This is a genomic window from Mesorhizobium sp. B2-1-1, assembly GCF_006442975.2.
GTDB lineage: Bacteria > Pseudomonadota > Alphaproteobacteria > Rhizobiales > Rhizobiaceae > Mesorhizobium.
On sequence record NZ_CP083954.1, the window covers coordinates 1,603,005 to 1,618,327 of the forward strand.

20 protein-coding genes are annotated in these 15,323 nt (G+C 63.7%); 13 read left to right on the forward strand and 7 right to left on the reverse strand.

Going from position 1 to position 15,323, the window contains the following annotated elements:
- Positions 1-176 precede the first annotated feature (176 nt).
- Together FJ972_RS07775 and FJ972_RS07780 are read right to left on the reverse strand one after the other, a co-directional pair.
- Positions 177-683 (reverse strand): Hsp20/alpha crystallin family protein, encoded by a 507-nt coding sequence (locus FJ972_RS07775; RefSeq protein ID WP_140522630.1) that lies wholly within the window; start codon positions 681-683, stop codon positions 177-179.
- A 78-nt stretch (positions 684-761) separates the two neighbouring features.
- Entirely contained in the window at positions 762-1,244 is a 483-nt protein-coding gene (locus FJ972_RS07780) for an Hsp20 family protein (RefSeq protein WP_140522628.1), read from the reverse strand.
- A gap of 26 nt (positions 1,245-1,270) precedes the next feature.
- Between FJ972_RS07780 and FJ972_RS07785 the strand changes: the two genes are divergently transcribed.
- Positions 1,271-1,420, forward strand: coding sequence for a hypothetical protein (locus tag FJ972_RS07785; RefSeq protein WP_181165362.1), 150 nt, complete (start codon positions 1,271-1,273; stop codon positions 1,418-1,420).
- A gap of 91 nt (positions 1,421-1,511) precedes the next feature.
- Positions 1,512-1,829 (forward strand): DUF982 domain-containing protein, encoded by a 318-nt coding sequence (locus tag FJ972_RS07790; protein ID WP_140500455.1) that lies wholly within the window; start codon positions 1,512-1,514, stop codon positions 1,827-1,829.
- Between the two features lie 123 nt (positions 1,830-1,952).
- Here the strand turns inward: FJ972_RS07790 and FJ972_RS07795 are convergent, their stop codons facing one another.
- Complete coding sequence (locus tag FJ972_RS07795; protein ID WP_140522626.1) at positions 1,953-2,231, reverse strand: usg protein; 279 nt, start codon at positions 2,229-2,231, stop codon at positions 1,953-1,955.
- Positions 2,232-2,255: 24 nt separating this feature from the next.
- Complete coding sequence (locus tag FJ972_RS07800; protein WP_226880517.1) at positions 2,256-2,597, reverse strand: hypothetical protein; 342 nt, start codon at positions 2,595-2,597, stop codon at positions 2,256-2,258.
- A 336-nt stretch (positions 2,598-2,933) separates the two neighbouring features.
- On the opposite strand from FJ972_RS07800, the gene FJ972_RS07805 reads away from it, so the two are divergent.
- The 5 genes from FJ972_RS07805 to FJ972_RS07825 all read left to right on the forward strand — a co-directional run bounded on the left by FJ972_RS07805 (position 2,934) and on the right by FJ972_RS07825 (position 5,956).
- A complete protein-coding gene (locus FJ972_RS07805; protein WP_140500451.1) occupies positions 2,934-3,248 on the forward strand; it encodes a co-chaperone GroES in 315 nt (104 codons plus the stop codon).
- 57 nt (positions 3,249-3,305) lie between these two features.
- Positions 3,306-4,937, forward strand: a complete 1,632-nt coding sequence (gene groL, locus FJ972_RS07810; protein ID WP_140513825.1) for a chaperonin GroEL — start codon at positions 3,306-3,308, stop codon at positions 4,935-4,937.
- Between the two features lie 72 nt (positions 4,938-5,009).
- Positions 5,010-5,321, forward strand: coding sequence for a hypothetical protein (locus tag FJ972_RS07815; RefSeq protein ID WP_226880519.1), 312 nt, complete (start codon positions 5,010-5,012; stop codon positions 5,319-5,321).
- Positions 5,299-5,679 carry a helix-turn-helix domain-containing protein gene (locus FJ972_RS07820; RefSeq protein WP_140522624.1) on the forward strand — a complete coding sequence of 127 codons (381 nt, stop codon included), beginning with the start codon at positions 5,299-5,301 and terminating at the stop codon, positions 5,677-5,679. The genes FJ972_RS07815 and FJ972_RS07820 overlap by 23 nt, the downstream gene beginning before the upstream one ends.
- Entirely contained in the window at positions 5,660-5,956 is a 297-nt protein-coding gene (locus FJ972_RS07825) for a DUF982 domain-containing protein (RefSeq protein WP_140500448.1), read from the forward strand. Before FJ972_RS07820 ends, FJ972_RS07825 begins: the two co-directional genes overlap by 20 nt.
- Before the next feature lie 87 nt (positions 5,957-6,043).
- On the opposite strand, the gene FJ972_RS07830 is transcribed toward FJ972_RS07825, so the two are convergent.
- On the reverse strand, positions 6,044-6,961 hold the full coding sequence (locus tag FJ972_RS07830; protein ID WP_140522623.1) for a LysR family transcriptional regulator: 918 nt from the start codon (positions 6,959-6,961) through the stop codon (positions 6,044-6,046).
- A gap of 133 nt (positions 6,962-7,094) precedes the next feature.
- On the opposite strand from FJ972_RS07830, the gene FJ972_RS07835 reads away from it, so the two are divergent.
- Together FJ972_RS07835 and FJ972_RS07840 are read left to right on the forward strand one after the other, a co-directional pair.
- Positions 7,095-7,733 carry a DsbA family protein gene (locus tag FJ972_RS07835; RefSeq protein ID WP_140522621.1) on the forward strand — a complete coding sequence of 213 codons (639 nt, stop codon included), beginning with the start codon at positions 7,095-7,097 and terminating at the stop codon, positions 7,731-7,733.
- 36 nt (positions 7,734-7,769) lie between these two features.
- The gene (locus tag FJ972_RS07840; RefSeq protein WP_140522619.1) at positions 7,770-8,381 is read left to right on the forward strand and encodes an NAD(P)-dependent oxidoreductase; all 612 of its coding nucleotides are present in this window, start codon (positions 7,770-7,772) and stop codon (positions 8,379-8,381) included.
- Between the two features lie 40 nt (positions 8,382-8,421).
- Here the strand turns inward: FJ972_RS07840 and FJ972_RS07845 are convergent, their stop codons facing one another.
- Together FJ972_RS07845 and FJ972_RS07850 are read right to left on the reverse strand one after the other, a co-directional pair.
- Complete coding sequence (locus FJ972_RS07845) at positions 8,422-9,876, reverse strand: ROK family protein (protein ID WP_140522616.1); 1,455 nt, start codon at positions 9,874-9,876, stop codon at positions 8,422-8,424.
- Positions 9,877-9,911: 35 nt separating this feature from the next.
- The gene (locus tag FJ972_RS07850; protein ID WP_140500441.1) at positions 9,912-10,820 is read right to left on the reverse strand and encodes a tagatose-bisphosphate aldolase; all 909 of its coding nucleotides are present in this window, start codon (positions 10,818-10,820) and stop codon (positions 9,912-9,914) included.
- Between the two features lie 285 nt (positions 10,821-11,105).
- On the opposite strand from FJ972_RS07850, the gene FJ972_RS07855 reads away from it, so the two are divergent.
- The 4 genes from FJ972_RS07855 to FJ972_RS07870 all read left to right on the forward strand — a co-directional run bounded on the left by FJ972_RS07855 (position 11,106) and on the right by FJ972_RS07870 (position 15,316).
- Positions 11,106-12,011: a sugar-binding transcriptional regulator gene (locus FJ972_RS07855; RefSeq protein ID WP_140500440.1), complete on the forward strand. Its 906-nt coding sequence runs from the start codon at positions 11,106-11,108 to the stop codon at positions 12,009-12,011.
- Positions 12,012-12,438: 427 nt separating this feature from the next.
- Positions 12,439-13,416 carry an ABC transporter substrate-binding protein gene (locus FJ972_RS07860; protein WP_140500438.1) on the forward strand — a complete coding sequence of 326 codons (978 nt, stop codon included), beginning with the start codon at positions 12,439-12,441 and terminating at the stop codon, positions 13,414-13,416.
- 99 nt (positions 13,417-13,515) lie between these two features.
- Positions 13,516-14,577 carry an ABC transporter permease subunit gene (locus tag FJ972_RS07865; protein ID WP_140500436.1) on the forward strand — a complete coding sequence of 354 codons (1,062 nt, stop codon included), beginning with the start codon at positions 13,516-13,518 and terminating at the stop codon, positions 14,575-14,577.
- Positions 14,570-15,316: an ATP-binding cassette domain-containing protein gene (locus FJ972_RS07870; RefSeq protein WP_140500435.1), complete on the forward strand. Its 747-nt coding sequence runs from the start codon at positions 14,570-14,572 to the stop codon at positions 15,314-15,316. The genes FJ972_RS07865 and FJ972_RS07870 overlap by 8 nt, the downstream gene beginning before the upstream one ends.
- Positions 15,317-15,323 lie beyond the last annotated feature (7 nt).

Genomic DNA, 15,323 nt, shown 5'->3' on the forward strand with positions numbered 1-15,323 from the left:
CAAAGCCCAGCCAAGCCAAAGCGACCAGGGGGGCGGGCAAGCCGGGCCACCGCACAAAAGACAGACCTGTCGCCGAAAATAATCCAGCCGGCAAAGCAATGGCGTCCGCAGTGTAAGCCGTCAACATCTCGACCTGAACCGGCGGGTGGGTTTGTCCAACCGCCGGCATAGGTGGTTCAACTCTTGATTTCGATCCGCTTTGCCTGCGCTTGCGCTTTCGCGGTCTTCGGCAATGTAACCGTCAGGACGCCGTTCCTGAAGCGCGCTTCGACATTGTCTTGCTCTACCTCGACGCCGAGCGGAATGCGGCGCTCGAAACGGCCGTAATAGCGCTCGGAGAACTGGCGCTCCTTGTCCTCGGTCTCGGACCGCTTTTCGCCCTTCAGGGTCAGCACGTCGTCATCGAGCAGGACCTCGATGTCCTTTTCCTCCATGCCGGGCACTTCGGCCGTGACACGGACCTCCTTTCCAGTGTCGGAGATCTCGACGCTTGGCCAGCGTGCGCCCTCGGCGGCAACGGAAGACAAGGATGGCAGCCCCGAACCGAAACCACGGAAAACATCGTCGAAAAGACGGTTGACCTCGCGGTGCAACGACATGAACGGATCACGTTCGCCATCGCGCAAAAGGCTGGGCACCTGTCCGCGTTCCCGGCCAAAAGGAATGAGATCACGTACGCTCATTGTCTTTCTCCTCTTTGCTTGCGTCTCCACCACCGGGCGACCGGCGTCCGGTTGGTGGAAGCCCTGACCCGAATTGCCTCACGCAGCCTGTTTTTCCACTTGCACGGGCTTTGCCGCGGATTTTTCCTTGGCTTTGGCCATGCTGGTGCCGATCTCGATCTTGCGCGGTTTCATCTCTTCGGGAATCTCACGCTGAAGATCGACGGTCAGGAGACCGTTGACGAGGCCGGCGCCGGTCACCTTCACATGGTCGGCAAGTTCGAAGCGTCGCTCAAACGGCCGTCCGGCGATGCCGCGATGCAGGTATTCGCCATTGTCCTCTCCGGCACGCTCGCCGGCGATGACGAGCATGTTGGGTTCATGCACGATGCTCAATTCGTCTTGACTGAAGCCGGCTACCGCCATGGTGATGCGGTAGGCGTCGTCACCGGTCCTGGAGATATCGTAGGGCGGCCAGTTGTCGACGTTCGCCGTGCGGCTGGCATTCTCCAGCAGGTCGAAAATACGGTCGAAGCCTATGCTCGACCGATAGAGTGGTGAAAAGTCGAAAGCGGTTCTCATAGCCATATCCTCCTTCGCTGAGCAACATGGGTACGAGGAGTGCCAAGGATGCGGCACTCCTTGACCTGCCGGCCCTTCCGGCGCCGGCGGAATCGATCTGGGAACTGACGGGCGTGGCGTCAAGAGGCCTGATCGAACGTCTCGTCGAGATTCCGGCGGCCCTTGACGCGGCCTGAACGGCTGACCATCTCGATCACGGATGGACGGTCGCCGGTGACGCCATCCGATTGCTTACTCGCAAAAAGACGTCAAAAAACGGAGGAAGTGATGAACGATATTCGGTTTCCCCAGCCGATTACCCTCGAATTGTCGGACGCCCCACGCAAGGTCGCCAGCAGCTTCGAGGCTCTGGAATGCCTGGATCAACAATGGCCGAAATGGGCGCGCGGACCAAGCTGGCGCGCCGCCGGCCGTGCATGCCGTGATGCGCTGGATGGCTGGCGCAGCGGGCGTGCCGCCTACAAGGCCTTCTTGAAGGCGGCCAAGCGAGCCGGCCTGACGAGGGGCCGCTCCGCTTCGCCCCAGCAATTCCGTTCCGCGGCGATGTCAAGGACGGCCCAGCCGATGGCTGTCAGAGCAGGATGACACGAATCCCATCACTCATCCTGCTCGGGAACTCTGATTTTAGGTATGCTCAATCGAGCCTTTGAGCGCGCCGCGTTGCAGGCGACGCGCTTCAGGTTTTTTGATCCGCTCAATGTGATCCGCTCAATGGATGGCAACGATGCCGTCAACGGCGCGCCATTCCGACGGTGTGATTAGATGATGATGTGCGACGCGCACGGAATGCAGCGCGCCGTCCAGTTCGCTTTCCCAATAGCCAAGGAAGCCCTTCAACTCCGGGAAATCGGGAGCGAGGTCGTATTCCTGCCAGACATAGAGCTGCAGCAGGTTGGGGTAGTCAGGCATATGATAGTGAATCTCGGCCGTGGTCAGGCCGTAGCCATCCATCTGCAGGCGGAATTCTCTGCTGACCGCAGTCACCATATGTTTCTCCTTTCGCTTACGACCTTATGCATTCATCCTGGCGAAGTCGTGCCGGAATTCATCCGGCGTGGACCGCGGCGCCGGCACGTCGATGTCGAGCTTGCACAAGGCCTCCATGATGTGGTCGAAGGAAACCGGCCGCTCGACTCCCGGCGGCAGGCGCAGTTCCGGCATCGACTCCACCGCGCAGGCATCCGAGGCCCAAGACGACAGGATCGCCCGCTTTTCCCAGAGGTCGAGCGCGCCGTCTTCCAATACCTCGTCAGGATGTTTGAAGTGCCTCGCCGGCGAAAGCAGCCGGTCAAGCGAGGTGTCGGGCGTGTCAGTCAGGGAAGGCATGATCGGCGAAAATTTATGTCGGTCCATCGCTGTCCTCCGTCTGCAAAAACTCCTCGATAGCGTCCAGTTTCCGGCTGTGCTTCGGCAGCGCCGGCCAGGATAATCTTGTTGGCTCTTCACCAAAATTCAAGCGGTGAAATCGTCGACCTGGCGAGAATCCCTGCATGATAACAACGCGTTGGCACTCTCATGCGACGAGTGCCAAAATTTTTGCGCGGACCTCTTGAAACCGGAAAATTCCAAAACTAGCTCGATATGCGCGCGCGATGCCTGAACAAGGGTCGCGGCACCTCTTGCCGGGCCGATATTGCCGGTCCGGCGCGGAGGAACCTCAAAAACTGTTTGTCCTTGAAGGAGAACGACATGACGTTCCGCCCATTGCACGACCGTATCCTGGTCCGCCGCATCGAAGCCGAGGAGAAAACGGCTGGCGGCATTATCATTCCCGACACAGCCAAGGAAAAGCCGCAGGAAGGCGAGGTGATCGCCGCCGGCCCCGGCGCCCGCAACGAAGCCGGGCAGCTACAGCCGCTCGACGTCAGGGTGGGTGACCGCATTCTGTTCGGCAAATGGTCCGGCACCGAGATCAAGCTCGGCGGCCAAGACCTGATTATCATGAAGGAAAGCGATGTGATGGGCGTGATCGAGCAGACCGCGACCGTGAAGAAGGCCGCCTGACGGCTTCTTGCCAAGTTACCAGTCAACGAAAGCTGCCTAAATTGAAGGAGTGATCCAATGGCTGCCAAGGAAGTGAAATTCCATACCGAAGCCCGCGAGAAGATGCTGCGCGGCGTCGACATTCTGGCCAATGCGGTGAAGGTGACGCTCGGTCCCAAAGGCCGCAACGTCGTTATCGATAAATCCTTCGGCGCGCCGCGCATCACCAAGGATGGTGTGACGGTGGCCAAGGAGATCGAACTGGAAGACAAGTTCGAAAACATGGGCGCGCAGATGGTGCGCGAAGTCGCTTCGAAGACCAACGACATCGCCGGCGACGGCACCACAACCGCGACCGTTCTGGCCCAAGCCATCGTCAAGGAAGGTGCCAAGGCCGTTGCCTCGGGCATGAATCCGATGGATTTGAAACGCGGCATCGACAAGGCCGTGGAGGCGGTCGTTGCCGAACTGAAGGCCAACGCTCGCAAGGTGACGAAAAACGATGAGATCGCCCAGGTCGGCACCATTTCGGCCAATGGCGATCCCGAGATCGGCCGGTTCCTCGCCGAGGCGATGGAGAAGGTCGGCAATGAAGGTGTCATCACGGTGGAGGAGGCCAAGACCGCCGAGACCGAACTGGAGGTGGTCGAAGGCATGCAGTTCGACCGCGGCTATCTCAGCCCGTACTTCATCACCAACCAGGACAAGATGCGCGTCGAGCTCGAAGAGCCCTATGTGCTGATCCACGAGAAGAAACTGTCCAACCTGCAAGCCATGCTCCCCGTCCTCGAGGCAGTCGTGCAGTCGGGCAAGCCGCTGCTGATCATCGCCGAGGATGTCGAGGGCGAGGCGCTCGCCACGCTGGTCGTGAACAAATTGCGCGGCGGCCTGAAGGTCGCGGCAGTCAAGGCGCCCGGCTTCGGCGATCGCCGCAAGGCGATGCTGGAGGATATTGCCATCCTCACCGGCGGCACGGCGATCAGCGAGGATCTCGGCATCAAGCTCGAGAACGTCACGCTGCAGATGCTGGGCCGCGCCAAGAAAGTGGTGATCGAAAAAGAAAACACCACCATCGTCGACGGCGTTGGCCGCAAGGAAGAGATCCAGGGCCGCATCGCCCAGATCAAAGCGCAGATCGAGGAGACTACCTCCGACTACGACCGCGAGAAACTGCAGGAGCGGCTGGCGAAGCTCGCCGGTGGCGTCGCCGTCATCCGTGTCGGCGGTTCGACGGAAGTCGAGGTGAAGGAGCGCAAGGACCGTGTCGACGACGCGCTGCATGCGACCCGTGCGGCGGTCGAGGAAGGCGTACTCCCGGGCGGCGGCGTCGCGTTGCTCCGGGCCGCCAAGGCGCTCGATGCCTTGCCGATCGACAATGCCGACCAGAGGACCGGTGTCGAGATCGTGCGGCGTGCGATCGAGACCCCGGTGCGCCAGATCGCGGAGAACGCCGGCGCCGAGGGCTCGATCATCGTCGGCAAGCTGCGTGAGAAGAGCGAGTTCGGCTGGGGCTGGAACGCCCAGACCAACGAGTTCGGCGATCTCTACGGCCAAGGCGTCATCGATCCGGCAAAGGTCGTGCGCACCGCGCTTCAGGATGCCGCTTCCGTCGCTGGCCTGCTGGTCACCACCGAGGCGATGGTGGCCGAGAAGCCAAAGAAGGAGGCCGCGACCCCTGCCATGCCCGCCGGCGCGGGCATGGACTTCTAGGACGCCGGGAGGCCGCCCGCTCCCACAAGTGGGAGCGGGCGCTTCCCGGGGAAAGTTTGGAGAGAGACCACTATGACCGGTATCGGTTCCGTTTCGGCGCCCACGCATCCGGCAAACGAATTTCTCGCCTACGAGGCAGAATGCAGGAGCGTGCTGGGGCCATTGTTGATGCGCGTTCTCGACATGGCCGAGTCCGCAGGCTGGAGCCGCCGTACGGCGGCGTCGACGCTGATGTTCCTGGCCGCGCAGCATGTGTCGGCAGCCTCGGAAGGCTCCGGCGGCTCAACCAGGGATGGAGGGCGCGATCATCTGAGCCCCACAGCGAATGATGGACCGATGTCCGGTTGGGGAGAGGACCGACATGATCGTGGGCCAATTGCGTGAATGCCTGAAAACGTTGAGGTGGAAAGCGGCAGACCTCGTCGACGAGCTTGGTTGGCCGCAAGGCCAGGTCGCCGCCTGGCTCGATGGGCGGGCGCGGCCGCCGCTTTCCGTCCTTGCCTGGCTCGAGGCGCTCGCCAAGGCGCATAAGGCGCTACCGGCGCCCGGCCGAGGCTCGCCGGTGCTCAAGCCAAGCCCGGTCGAGCCAGCCGAGATCAGGCTCGCGGCCGCCGGAAATCCGACGACACCGGCGCACCCGCCCTATCCGCGCCGACCTGTCTTCGCGCACCAGGCTGCCCGACATGCTTCGGTTCGTTTGCCATCGAATGGAGGTTTAAACCATGGCACAGATGCGCTTTGAAGAACCCGTGACCATCTTGGTCGGAATGGGGCTTCCGGTGACGATCGAGACTGCGATGGAAGCATATGCCATGCTGCAGGACTGGCCCGTTGCCAGCCGGAACGGCGCCCATGCCGTCGCCCTCAACGCTTGCAAAGCCGGCATTGCCGGCGAGATCGATGCGGAAACCGTGCGGGCGACCTTGATCGCCTTCGCGCGCCGCAATGACATTCTGGTGCCGAATATGATCTCGCCTGCCAGTATCGCATCCGGTGGCCGCGCCGTGCGAGCGGATTGAGTATCTATTTGCGACCTATCGGTGAGCGCCCCGGCGATCCAAAATGATCGGCCCGTCAGCCTCGAGCTGGCGGGCTGTCTCGTCGCCTCAGGCCGTTTCGACGAGACGCGAGCGTTTCTTCTCGGCGGCCGCCAGCAACTCGACGAAGGCGCGGACCTTGGCTGGCCGGAACCGGGCCGGAGGGAAAACGGCATGGATGCCGCCGACAGGCAACATCCAGTCGGCAAATACCGGCACGAGACGTCCCTCGGCGATATCGTCGCCGACACTGTAGTCGGGAAATACGCCCAATCCGATACCGGCGAGCACGCAGGCAAGAGCCGCCGGGCTCTTGTCGCACATGATGACCGGGTTGAGTTCGGTCAACACCGTTTCTCCCTCTCTTGAAAACAGCCATTGGCCGACGCCGCGCAGCTGGGCGTTGCCGACCCAGGCAAGCGATCTTGCCTGGCGCGGGGTGACATCGGGCGGCAGGCTTGCGGCGAAGCTCGGGTTCGCCACCACGACCTGCTGTATCGTGCCCAGGCGCCGCGCCTGATTGGACGAATCCGCAAGCCAGCCGACGCGGATGCCGAGGTCGATCTGCTCGTCCACCAGATTGCTGACGGCGTCATCGAAAATCGCCTCGACGCGCATATGCGGATAAGTTCGGAGATAGGCGGCCATGACCGGCGCAACGATCTTCGTGCCATAGTCGAGCGGCGCGGTCAGCCTCAGCATTCCCTTGGGTTCGATCGCCCCGTGCGAGATCTCGCCATAGGCCGCTTCGGCTTCGCGCAGGATGATCATCGCGCGGTCGTAGAACAGGCGACCCTCCTCGGTCGGCGTGACACGCCGCGTCGTGCGCCGCATGAGCGTCGCGCCCAATTCCTGTTCAAGCCTGCCGACCTGGTGGCTGACCACGGCCTTGGCTACGCCAAGCCGGTCCGCCGCCGTGGTGAACGAGCCTGTCTCCATCACCGTGGTGAAATAGACGAGCCGATTGAGATTCAGGAGTTCGGTCATGCGCTTTGTCTGATTGAATCAGACAGTTTGTATTATTGGACGCTATTTATTGCAAGACCGTCACCTGCCACATGTGGCCAAGAAGTCTGGCGGATGCGGCAGCCAACGCCACGGCAACGGAGACCGGACGACCGTGGGCAATCCAGAAGTGACCTACCTTTTCGATCCGCTCTGCGGCTGGTGCTATGGCGCAAGCCCGATGCTCGAAAAACTGTCCGGCAGCGGCGTCCGCATCGAGCTCTTGCCGACCGGCCTGTTTTCGGGGGCAGGCGCCCGGCCGATGGATGACGGTTTTGCCGCCCATGCCTGGGCGAACGACCAGCGCATCGAGCGCTTGACCGGACAGGTTTTCACGCAGGGCTATCGGGACAACGTGCTGAATGTTCGCGGCACGTTGCTGGATTCCCATGCCGCGACCCTCGCGATCACCGCAGCGGGCCTGGAAAATCCCGGCCGCCGGCTGGCCGCGCTGAAGGCGATCCAGAACGCGCGCTATGTCGATGGGCGCGATATCGTCACGGTCGGCGGTGTCGCCGAGGTGCTCGCCGCCGCCGGCATGGCCGATGCCGGCGAACTGGTGAAGGCGCCAACCGAAGGATTGCTGACAGCTCACCGCGAACTGGTCGGCCGAGGCCGCGCGCTGTTCCAGCGCTTGCATTCCAATGGCGTGCCTTCGCTCGCCGTCATCCGCAACGATGCGCCGCGCCTCATCGGTTCGAACGCGCTGTTCGGCAGTTTCGACAATCTCCTCGCTCATATCGCGGCCGCGTGATCCCCAACCGACCTCCAACAAGGAATGGAAAAAGATATGGCAAAAGTCGCTCTCATCGGCGCATCGGGCGCAGTCGGTTCGCGCCTGCTCAAGGAACTCTCCGACCGTGGCCATACCGTCACCGGCATCGCCCGCAATCCTGAAAAAATCGCTGCGCTGCCTGGCGTGACGGCCAGGAAGGGCGATGTCTTCGACATGGAAGGCCTGGCCAAGCTGATCCGCGGCCATGATGTGGTGATCAGTTCGGTGCATTTCCTCGACAGCGATGCCGACACGCTGATCGCCGCGGTGCGAGCCTCCGGCGTGAAGCGCTACCTGGTCGTCGGCGGTGCGGGCAGCCTTGAGGTCGCGCCCGGCAAGCGGCTGGTCGACACGCCCGAATTTCCCGACATCTACAAGGCCGAGGCGCAGAAGGGCGCCGACTTCCTCGACAAGTTGAAGACCATCGATGACCTCGATTGGACGTTCCTGTCGCCGTCCGCCATGTTCATCCCGGGCGAGCGAACCGGCAAGTTCCGCCTCGGCAAGGACACGCTTCTGGCTTCGGACAAGGGCAGCAGCATTTCCTTCGAGGATTACGCCATCGCGATGGTCGACGAGATCGAGAAGCCCGCCCACATAAAGCAGCGCTTCACCGTCGGTTATTGACTAGGCAGGCCAGGCCAGCTGCTTCTTGTCCACCAACATTCTAAACGTCGCCCGTCATCATCGCTCGCAGCCATGCCGTGATGGCATCGAGGTCGATCGGTTTCGTCGTGTCGACGTCGAAGAGCGGACCGCGCCGCAGCGGTTCGGCGCGCCTGGCGAGTTCGATCAGTTCGGGGATATAGGACGCGCCTGGATGGCCGGGGAGACGCTGGCCGAGCCGGGCGCCGTAACGCTCGGCAAGGACTTCGCCGGGCGCATGGCACCAGATTTCGACGGTCTGTTCGACCCCGGCATTCCTGAGATGATCATCGAGCAGCTCGCGCGGCTGGAAACCGAACCAGGCGTCGACGATGAATGTGGAGCCCGCTGGGGCTTCGCCGACGACTGACCAGATCGCCCGATAGCTGGCGCGGCCGAGCGTGCGGTTGAATGCGCGGTCGCCGCCGCCGAGCACCTCGAGAAACGGATTCTTGATCGTGTCGAGCGCAAGCAACGGCCATCCCATGCGGTCGGCGATGCCGCGCGACACCGTGCTCTTGCCGCTGGCCGGGATGCCGTTGACCAGCACGGCGCGCCTGGCCGCGCCGGCTTGCACAAAATGCCGGCCAAAAATCGGCGCTGTCGCCATGTCTGTTCCGGCCAGCGCCTGCAATCCCGCCCCGATCACGCCGGCGTCGTCGCCGAGCTGCGCCGGCTCGACCGGGCACTGGTACCACGGCGCCAGGGCCGGCGCGCGGCCGAGCGCCTTGTGTGCCGCCCAGCCAAGACCGCCGCCGAGCAGGACGACACCGGGGTCGAACATGGCGACGCTGGTATCGATGGCGGCACGTAAGGGCATTGCCCAGGCTTCGAGTATAGTGCGCGCCTGGATGTCTCCGGCGGCGTCGCGGGCAAAGAGCTGGTCGACCGAAAGGTCGGTACGCAAGCCGGCCCGCGCGATGTGACGGCCAAGCGCGGTGCCCGAACTGGTGGTCTCGACACAACCGCGCCGGCCGCAGGCGCAGACCTCGCCATTGACGTCGACAGTGATGTGGCCGAGCTGCCCTGCCGTTGCCCGGCCACGCACGATCCGCCGATGTTGAGCGACGGCCCCGCCAATGCCGGTGCCGATGGTGAACATGGCGACGTCGTGATGGCCCCGGCCGGCGCCGAGCGCCATCTCGGCGACCAGTGCCATGTTGCAGTCATTGTCGATGACGACGGGCTTGCCGGCCATGTCTTCCAGGCGCTGCGCCAGCGAGACGGAGGCCAGATTGACGTAGCCGCCGGACAGGACCGCGCGGCGATCCGCGTCGACGCGACCGGGAACACCGATGCCGATGGCCGAAACCTCCGATGTGTCGAGCCGGCGCACCATCCCGGCGATCCGCGAGAGCACAGCCTGCGGGTCCGGCGCGCTCTTTTCGGACAGACGTTCGAGGATTTCGCCGGCGCCCGAAATGCGGGCGGCCCGCAGATTGGTGCCGCCTATATCTATCCCTATGCTGAGAGGCATGACGTCCTGCACGTGTCGGTGATCCAACGCGGATATCAGGCGGCGGCCTTGCGCCGGTGATGCCCGATTACCGCCTGGATCTCACGCAATCGCGGCACCGCGATGGTCTTAAGCCTTTCGCGCTGAATGTCACGATCGAGCGAGATGCAGTCCTTCCACAGCGAGCGGCCGGCGATGACGCCGGAGGCGCCGTTCTGCATGGCAATCTCGACCTGGCCGAGGAAGGTGGCGTGGTTGACGCCGGCCGAAAGCACCGCCCACGGCACCTCGCCAGCCATTCTGGTGATGTTGGCGCAGGCTTCCGGCGTTCCGGGATACGGAAGCTTCAGCACCTTTGCCCCGCACTCCAGCGATATCCTTGTGCCTTCCTCGACGAGCCAGGGGGTCTTCGCCGCATAATCTTCCGGGCTTTCGTCTTCGAGCTGATAGGTCAGGAATTCGACGACGAGCAACAAATCTTCCTGCCCGAAATCGGCGATGCATTGGCGCAGGATGGCGATGTTGTGCTCATTCGCTTCGGGCTTGTCGGCCCGCAGATACACCATGATCTTGCCGCCCGTGCCACCCAGTTCGCGCACGCGGCGCGCATCGATGCCGGGGACAAGGCGCGACAGGCGATAGCCTTCAGGCGAGACGTCGAAACCCGAGGCGTCGAGGCCGATAAGCAGCGCGGTATCGCGGTTCAGCACGCCCTCCTCGACAACCCGCGGCACCGCGCAGAGCGGGTCGAGCAGCACGCAGGACGCGGCACTTGCAAGGTAGCGCGTGATGTCGGCCTTGGTGTCGCCGAGCATGTCGTTGGTGATCCTGGCCTGTTCGGCCGGATCCGACGCCAGCAAGGTGCGCATGCCGCCGCGCTGGTCGCAGGCGATGGCCAGCATGGCCCCGTCCTTGCCGCATATCTGCTGATAGCCGCGCAGCTCCGCGGTGGTCATCTTTGTCATGGTCTCTGTCCGATGTTGGCGCTCTCTGGCCGAGGGCGCGGATCCCGTGGAAACAAGAATGTTCAGTTTTTGCCCGCCTGCCGGCAGGGGAGAATTGCCGTCTTGATGCGCCGTCCATTGCCCGGAAAAGCACACCTTGCCGGCGCCTGGGCAGGACGGCCTCAAGTTGCGAGTTCGCCGGATTTGCGCGATAACTCCCATCGGCGTATACGTGTGTAACACGTTGCTGAAAGGAATTGCAAGCTGGCTGTCCCTCCCATTCAGGATGCGACCGCATCGCGCACGATGCTGCACACGGTCGCCAAACTGCATTACGAGGCGGAGATGTCGCAGGTCGATATCGCGCGGCAGCTTGGCGTCTCCACCGCGACCATATCGCGCCTCTTGCAGCGGGCGCGGGCGGAAGGGATCGTCCGTATCGAGGTTCTCGATCTGGCGGCACCTGAGGAGATCACCGGACAGCTAATCGATAGGCTAGGCCTGCGTGACGCAGCGGTGGTCGAGACGCCGGCCGCAGGCGCGCTGACGGCGCTGGCCGGCCCGCTCGGCGGCCTTCTCAAGCAGGCGCAATTGGTGGCCGGCTCCGTGGTCGCCATCGGCTGGGGGCGCGCGGTGCGCGAGGTGATCCGCGCCGGCCTGCCGCGCATTCCGGGCGTGCTGACCGTTGCCGCCACCGGCGGCATGCAGCAGCACGCGGCGCATTTTCAGGTCAACGAATTCGTCCGCCTCGCCGCCGAGGAGTTCGGCGGGACACCGCACTTCATTCATGCGCCCTATCTGCCTTCCAGTGAATTGCGTGAAGTCTTCCTTGGTGATGCCGCCATCAGCGATGCCGTCGCGCTGTGGGACAGGACCGATGTGGCGATCGTCGGCATCGGCCTGCCGCATGCCATCAATGCACCCGAGGCGAGCGCCGCCACGCCGAGCGAGCAGGCGCTGGTCCATGCGGCCGGCGATGTCCTTCGGCATTATTTCGATGCCGATGGCGCGCTGATCGCCTGGGAAGGAGAGGGCCGGATGATCGCTATGTCGCCGGCGCAGCTCCGCGCCGTGCCGCTGGTGATCGGTGTCGCGGCGTCGCCGGAAAAGGCGACGGCCATCATCGGCGCCGCTCGCGCTCAGCTGATCAACGCCGTGATAACGGATACGAAGACGGCGCAAGCCATCCTCGCTACCCTGCCGCCGCGATAGTGCCGCCCGCCGCCCCGCCGCCGCATTCCAGTTCGCGAGGGCGATTTTACGAAATCGGTTGTGCCGCCGAGAAGTCGAGGCAATAGTTCGGCGGGACTTTGTGGAGCAGTCGGATGTTGCGTGAAAAATCCGGCGTTGCGACCCGGAAAACCGAGTTGCAATTTATTTCTGCAAAGTGTTACAAGTTTGTGAACTTGGCGTGCAACGCATGCCGGGTGCTGTGGTTCTCTGACCTCGCGGAGGCGAGGAAGTGACCGTGGCTATCGTGCCGGTCGGCTGGACCGGCTGACATATCGACTGGAGGGCGCTTGGGAGGAGCTGCCCGCGAAAAGCAAACAGGCGTTCCCGGCCGTCTTGTCCCAAGCGGACGACGGCCATTCGATGTCACTTGCAACGGCAGATCTGCCAACACAATGAGGAGGATGTCATGAAGAAGATCGTTGCCGCGCTTGCGGCTCTCGCCGTCAGCGCGACGGTGCTTATCGCGCCCGCGCAGGCGCAGGACAAGAAATACACCATCGCGCTCGTTCCGGGCCTGACCACCGACGGTTTCTACATCACCATGCGCAAGGGCGCCCAGGCCGCGGCCGACGCCCTTGGCGTGAACCTGGTCTTCCAGGGCGCTCCTGAGTTCAATCCGGTCACCCAGGTGCCGGTGCTCGACGCGGTCATCGCCAAGAAGCCGGACGCGATCCTGATCGCGCCTACCGACAAGGTCCAGCTGGTCGAGCCGCTGCGCAAGGCCAATGACGCAGGCATTCCGGTCATCACCGTGGATACGTTCATCGGCACCGGCGCCTATCAGACCGGAGCGGGTGACGCCGATTTCCCGCTGGCCTACATCGCTTCGGACAATGTGCTGGGCGGCGAAATCGCGGCGCGGGCGCTTGCCAAGGCCGTCGGCGACAAGGGCAAGGTCTACGTCTCCAACGTCAAGCCCGGCATCTCGACCACCGACCAGCGCGAGGAAGGCTTCAAGAAGGAGATGGCCAACCATCCCGGCATCACCGTTCTCGAGACCCAGTTCAATGACGACGACGCCAACAAGGCGGCCTCGCAGCTGCAGGCGGTGTTCGCGCGCAACCCCGACCTCGTCGGCGTGTTCGGCGCCAATCTGTTCTCGGCGCTGGGCGCCGCCAATGGCGTCAAGCAGGCAGGGCAGACGGGCACCGTCAAAGTGGTTGCCTTCGATGCTCCGACCAGCATCGTCGACAACATCAACACCGGCCTTGTGGATGTGGCGATCGCCCAGCATCCCGCAGAGATCGGCTATTTCGGCGTCGTCTCGGCCTATGCCCACCTGACCGGCCAATCCATCCCGGTCACGATCGGCACCGGCTTCACGATCATGGACAAGTCCAACATCGCCGATCCGAACATCTCGAAGTATCTCTACTCCGAGTAAGTCCGGACCAGCTTGGCTCTTCCCGGTGCGCCGGGAGGAGCCTGTGCCGGTCCCGCCAGGGCGGGACCTGTTTGAAGGCAGCCGCGCCGCGGAGTACTCATGACCTCGACATCACCAGCACAGCCAGCCGAGAAGCATGTCGCCCCCCAGGCTGACCACGGCGATCCCGCCAGGAGCTGGATCGCACGCATCGCCGAGGGGCGCGCCTGGCTGTTTCTCGCCGGCCTGATCATCTGTTTCGAGATCTGGTCGCGGAGCGCCTTCGGCGCCACTTTCGTGCTCAATCCGTTCAATCTTCAATCCATCGCGATCTTCGCCGTGGCGCCGCTGCTTTTGGCGACCGGGCAGACCTTCGTCATCATTTCAGGCGGCATCGACCTGTCGCTGGGCTTCATCATGGGCCTTGCGGCGGTCATCGCCGCGCATGCCACCAACATGGCGGGCGCCGCCATTCCGTTGCCGTTGGCCATGCTGGCCGGCATCCTTGCCGCGGTGATCGTGGCCGGCGTGCCCGGCGTCATCAACGGCTTGCTGATCTCGCGGCTCAGGGTCCCGCCCTTCATCGGCACGCTCGGCATGTTCGGCGTCGCCCGCGGTGTCGCCTTCCTGCTTGCCGGCGGCACGACGGTGCCGGTACAGAATTCCTGGTTCGCACTGCTCGGCAACGGCAAGTTCCATGGCGTGCCCTATCTGGTGATGATCGCCGCTGTCTTCGTCGTCGTGATGCACTATCTGCTCAGCCAGACCCGGTTCGGCCAGCACAATTACGCTATCGGCGCCAATGTGCAGGCCGCGCGCCGCGCCGGCATCGACATCAGGGGCCATATCCTGCGGCTTTATGTGCTGTCGGCAATGTGCGCCGGCCTTGGCGGCGCGCTCTATGCCGCGCGCTTCACGGCGGGGGCAGCGCAGGCCGGCGAACCGCTGCTGCTCGACAGCGTCGCGGCGGTGGTGATCGGCGGCGCCAGCCTGTTCGGCGGCTCCGGCACCATCTTCGGCACCGTCGCCGGCGCGCTGGTGATCGCGGTCATCCAATACGGGCTGGTCTTCGTCAATGTGGAGCCGTTCTGGCAGTTCATCGCCGTCGGCGTCGTCATCATCATTTCCGTTCTCATCGACCAGGCGCAGCGCCGGTTCAGTGGAGCCCGTCAGGATGAATAGCACCGAGCCCCTCCTCGAAGTCCGGAACCTTTCCAAGCACTTCGGTGCGGTACGGGCGCTCAACGATTTCTCCATGGCCGTGCGGCCGGGCGAAGTGGTGGCGCTTGCCGGCGACAATGGCGCCGGCAAGACGACCCTGATCAAGGCAATATCGGGCGTGTTCCAGCCGACGGGCGGAGAAATCCTGCTCAGAGGGCAGCCGGTGGCTTTCGCCACGCCGCAGGAGGCGCGCGAAAAGGGCATCGAGACGATCTACCAGGATCTCGCGCTGGCCGACAATCTGTCGATCGGTGCCAACATCTTCCTCGGCCGCGAACCGATGCGCAAGGCGTTCGGCTTCCTGCCGGTGCTCGACCGCAAGGCCATGGCAGAGGCCGCCAGGGAGACGATGAAGCGGCTGGACTTCCACGTCAGCCGGTTGAACGCGCCGGTCAGCAATTTCTCCGGCGGCCAGCGCCAGGCCGTGGCCATCGGCCGCGCCGTCTACTGGGATGCGCAGATCCTGATCATGGATGAACCGACGGCCGCGCTCGGCGTGCCGGAGCAGCGCAAGGTGATTTCGCTCATCCATCAGCTCAAGGCGCAAGGGCGCGGCGTGATCTTCATCTCGCATAATCTGCAGGACATCTTCGCCGTTTCCGATCGCATCGTCGTGCTGCGGCGTGGGATCCAGGCCGGCGAGCGCAAGATTTCCGAGACCAACCATGACGAGGTCGTCAGGCTGATGGTCGGCGGCTAAGGCCGTC

Coding starts and splice junctions, on each gene's coding strand:
- FJ972_RS07800 (WP_226880517.1), bottom strand. CDS start 2,597: ATGGACCGACATAAATTTTCGCCGATCATGCCTTCCCTGACTGACACG.
- FJ972_RS07815 (WP_226880519.1), top strand. CDS start 5,010: ATGACCGGTATCGGTTCCGTTTCGGCGCCCACGCATCCGGCAAACGAA.
- FJ972_RS07775 (WP_140522630.1), bottom strand. CDS start 683: ATGAGCGTACGTGATCTCATTCCTTTTGGCCGGGAACGCGGACAGGTG.
- FJ972_RS07845 (WP_140522616.1), bottom strand. CDS start 9,876: ATGCCTCTCAGCATAGGGATAGATATAGGCGGCACCAATCTGCGGGCC.
- FJ972_RS07820 (WP_140522624.1), top strand. CDS start 5,299: ATGATCGTGGGCCAATTGCGTGAATGCCTGAAAACGTTGAGGTGGAAA.
- FJ972_RS07785 (WP_181165362.1), top strand. CDS start 1,271: ATGGGTACGAGGAGTGCCAAGGATGCGGCACTCCTTGACCTGCCGGCC.
- FJ972_RS07870 (WP_140500435.1), top strand. CDS start 14,570: ATGAATAGCACCGAGCCCCTCCTCGAAGTCCGGAACCTTTCCAAGCAC.
- FJ972_RS07830 (WP_140522623.1), bottom strand. CDS start 6,961: ATGACCGAACTCCTGAATCTCAATCGGCTCGTCTATTTCACCACGGTG.
- FJ972_RS07825 (WP_140500448.1), top strand. CDS start 5,660: ATGGCACAGATGCGCTTTGAAGAACCCGTGACCATCTTGGTCGGAATG.
- FJ972_RS07790 (WP_140500455.1), top strand. CDS start 1,512: ATGAACGATATTCGGTTTCCCCAGCCGATTACCCTCGAATTGTCGGAC.
- FJ972_RS07805 (WP_140500451.1), top strand. CDS start 2,934: ATGACGTTCCGCCCATTGCACGACCGTATCCTGGTCCGCCGCATCGAA.
- FJ972_RS07840 (WP_140522619.1), top strand. CDS start 7,770: ATGGCAAAAGTCGCTCTCATCGGCGCATCGGGCGCAGTCGGTTCGCGC.
- FJ972_RS07850 (WP_140500441.1), bottom strand. CDS start 10,820: ATGACAAAGATGACCACCGCGGAGCTGCGCGGCTATCAGCAGATATGC.
- FJ972_RS07795 (WP_140522626.1), bottom strand. CDS start 2,231: ATGGTGACTGCGGTCAGCAGAGAATTCCGCCTGCAGATGGATGGCTAC.
- FJ972_RS07780 (WP_140522628.1), bottom strand. CDS start 1,244: ATGAGAACCGCTTTCGACTTTTCACCACTCTATCGGTCGAGCATAGGC.
- FJ972_RS07860 (WP_140500438.1), top strand. CDS start 12,439: ATGAAGAAGATCGTTGCCGCGCTTGCGGCTCTCGCCGTCAGCGCGACG.
- FJ972_RS07865 (WP_140500436.1), top strand. CDS start 13,516: ATGACCTCGACATCACCAGCACAGCCAGCCGAGAAGCATGTCGCCCCC.
- groL (WP_140513825.1), top strand. CDS start 3,306: ATGGCTGCCAAGGAAGTGAAATTCCATACCGAAGCCCGCGAGAAGATG.
- FJ972_RS07855 (WP_140500440.1), top strand. CDS start 11,106: ATGCTGCACACGGTCGCCAAACTGCATTACGAGGCGGAGATGTCGCAG.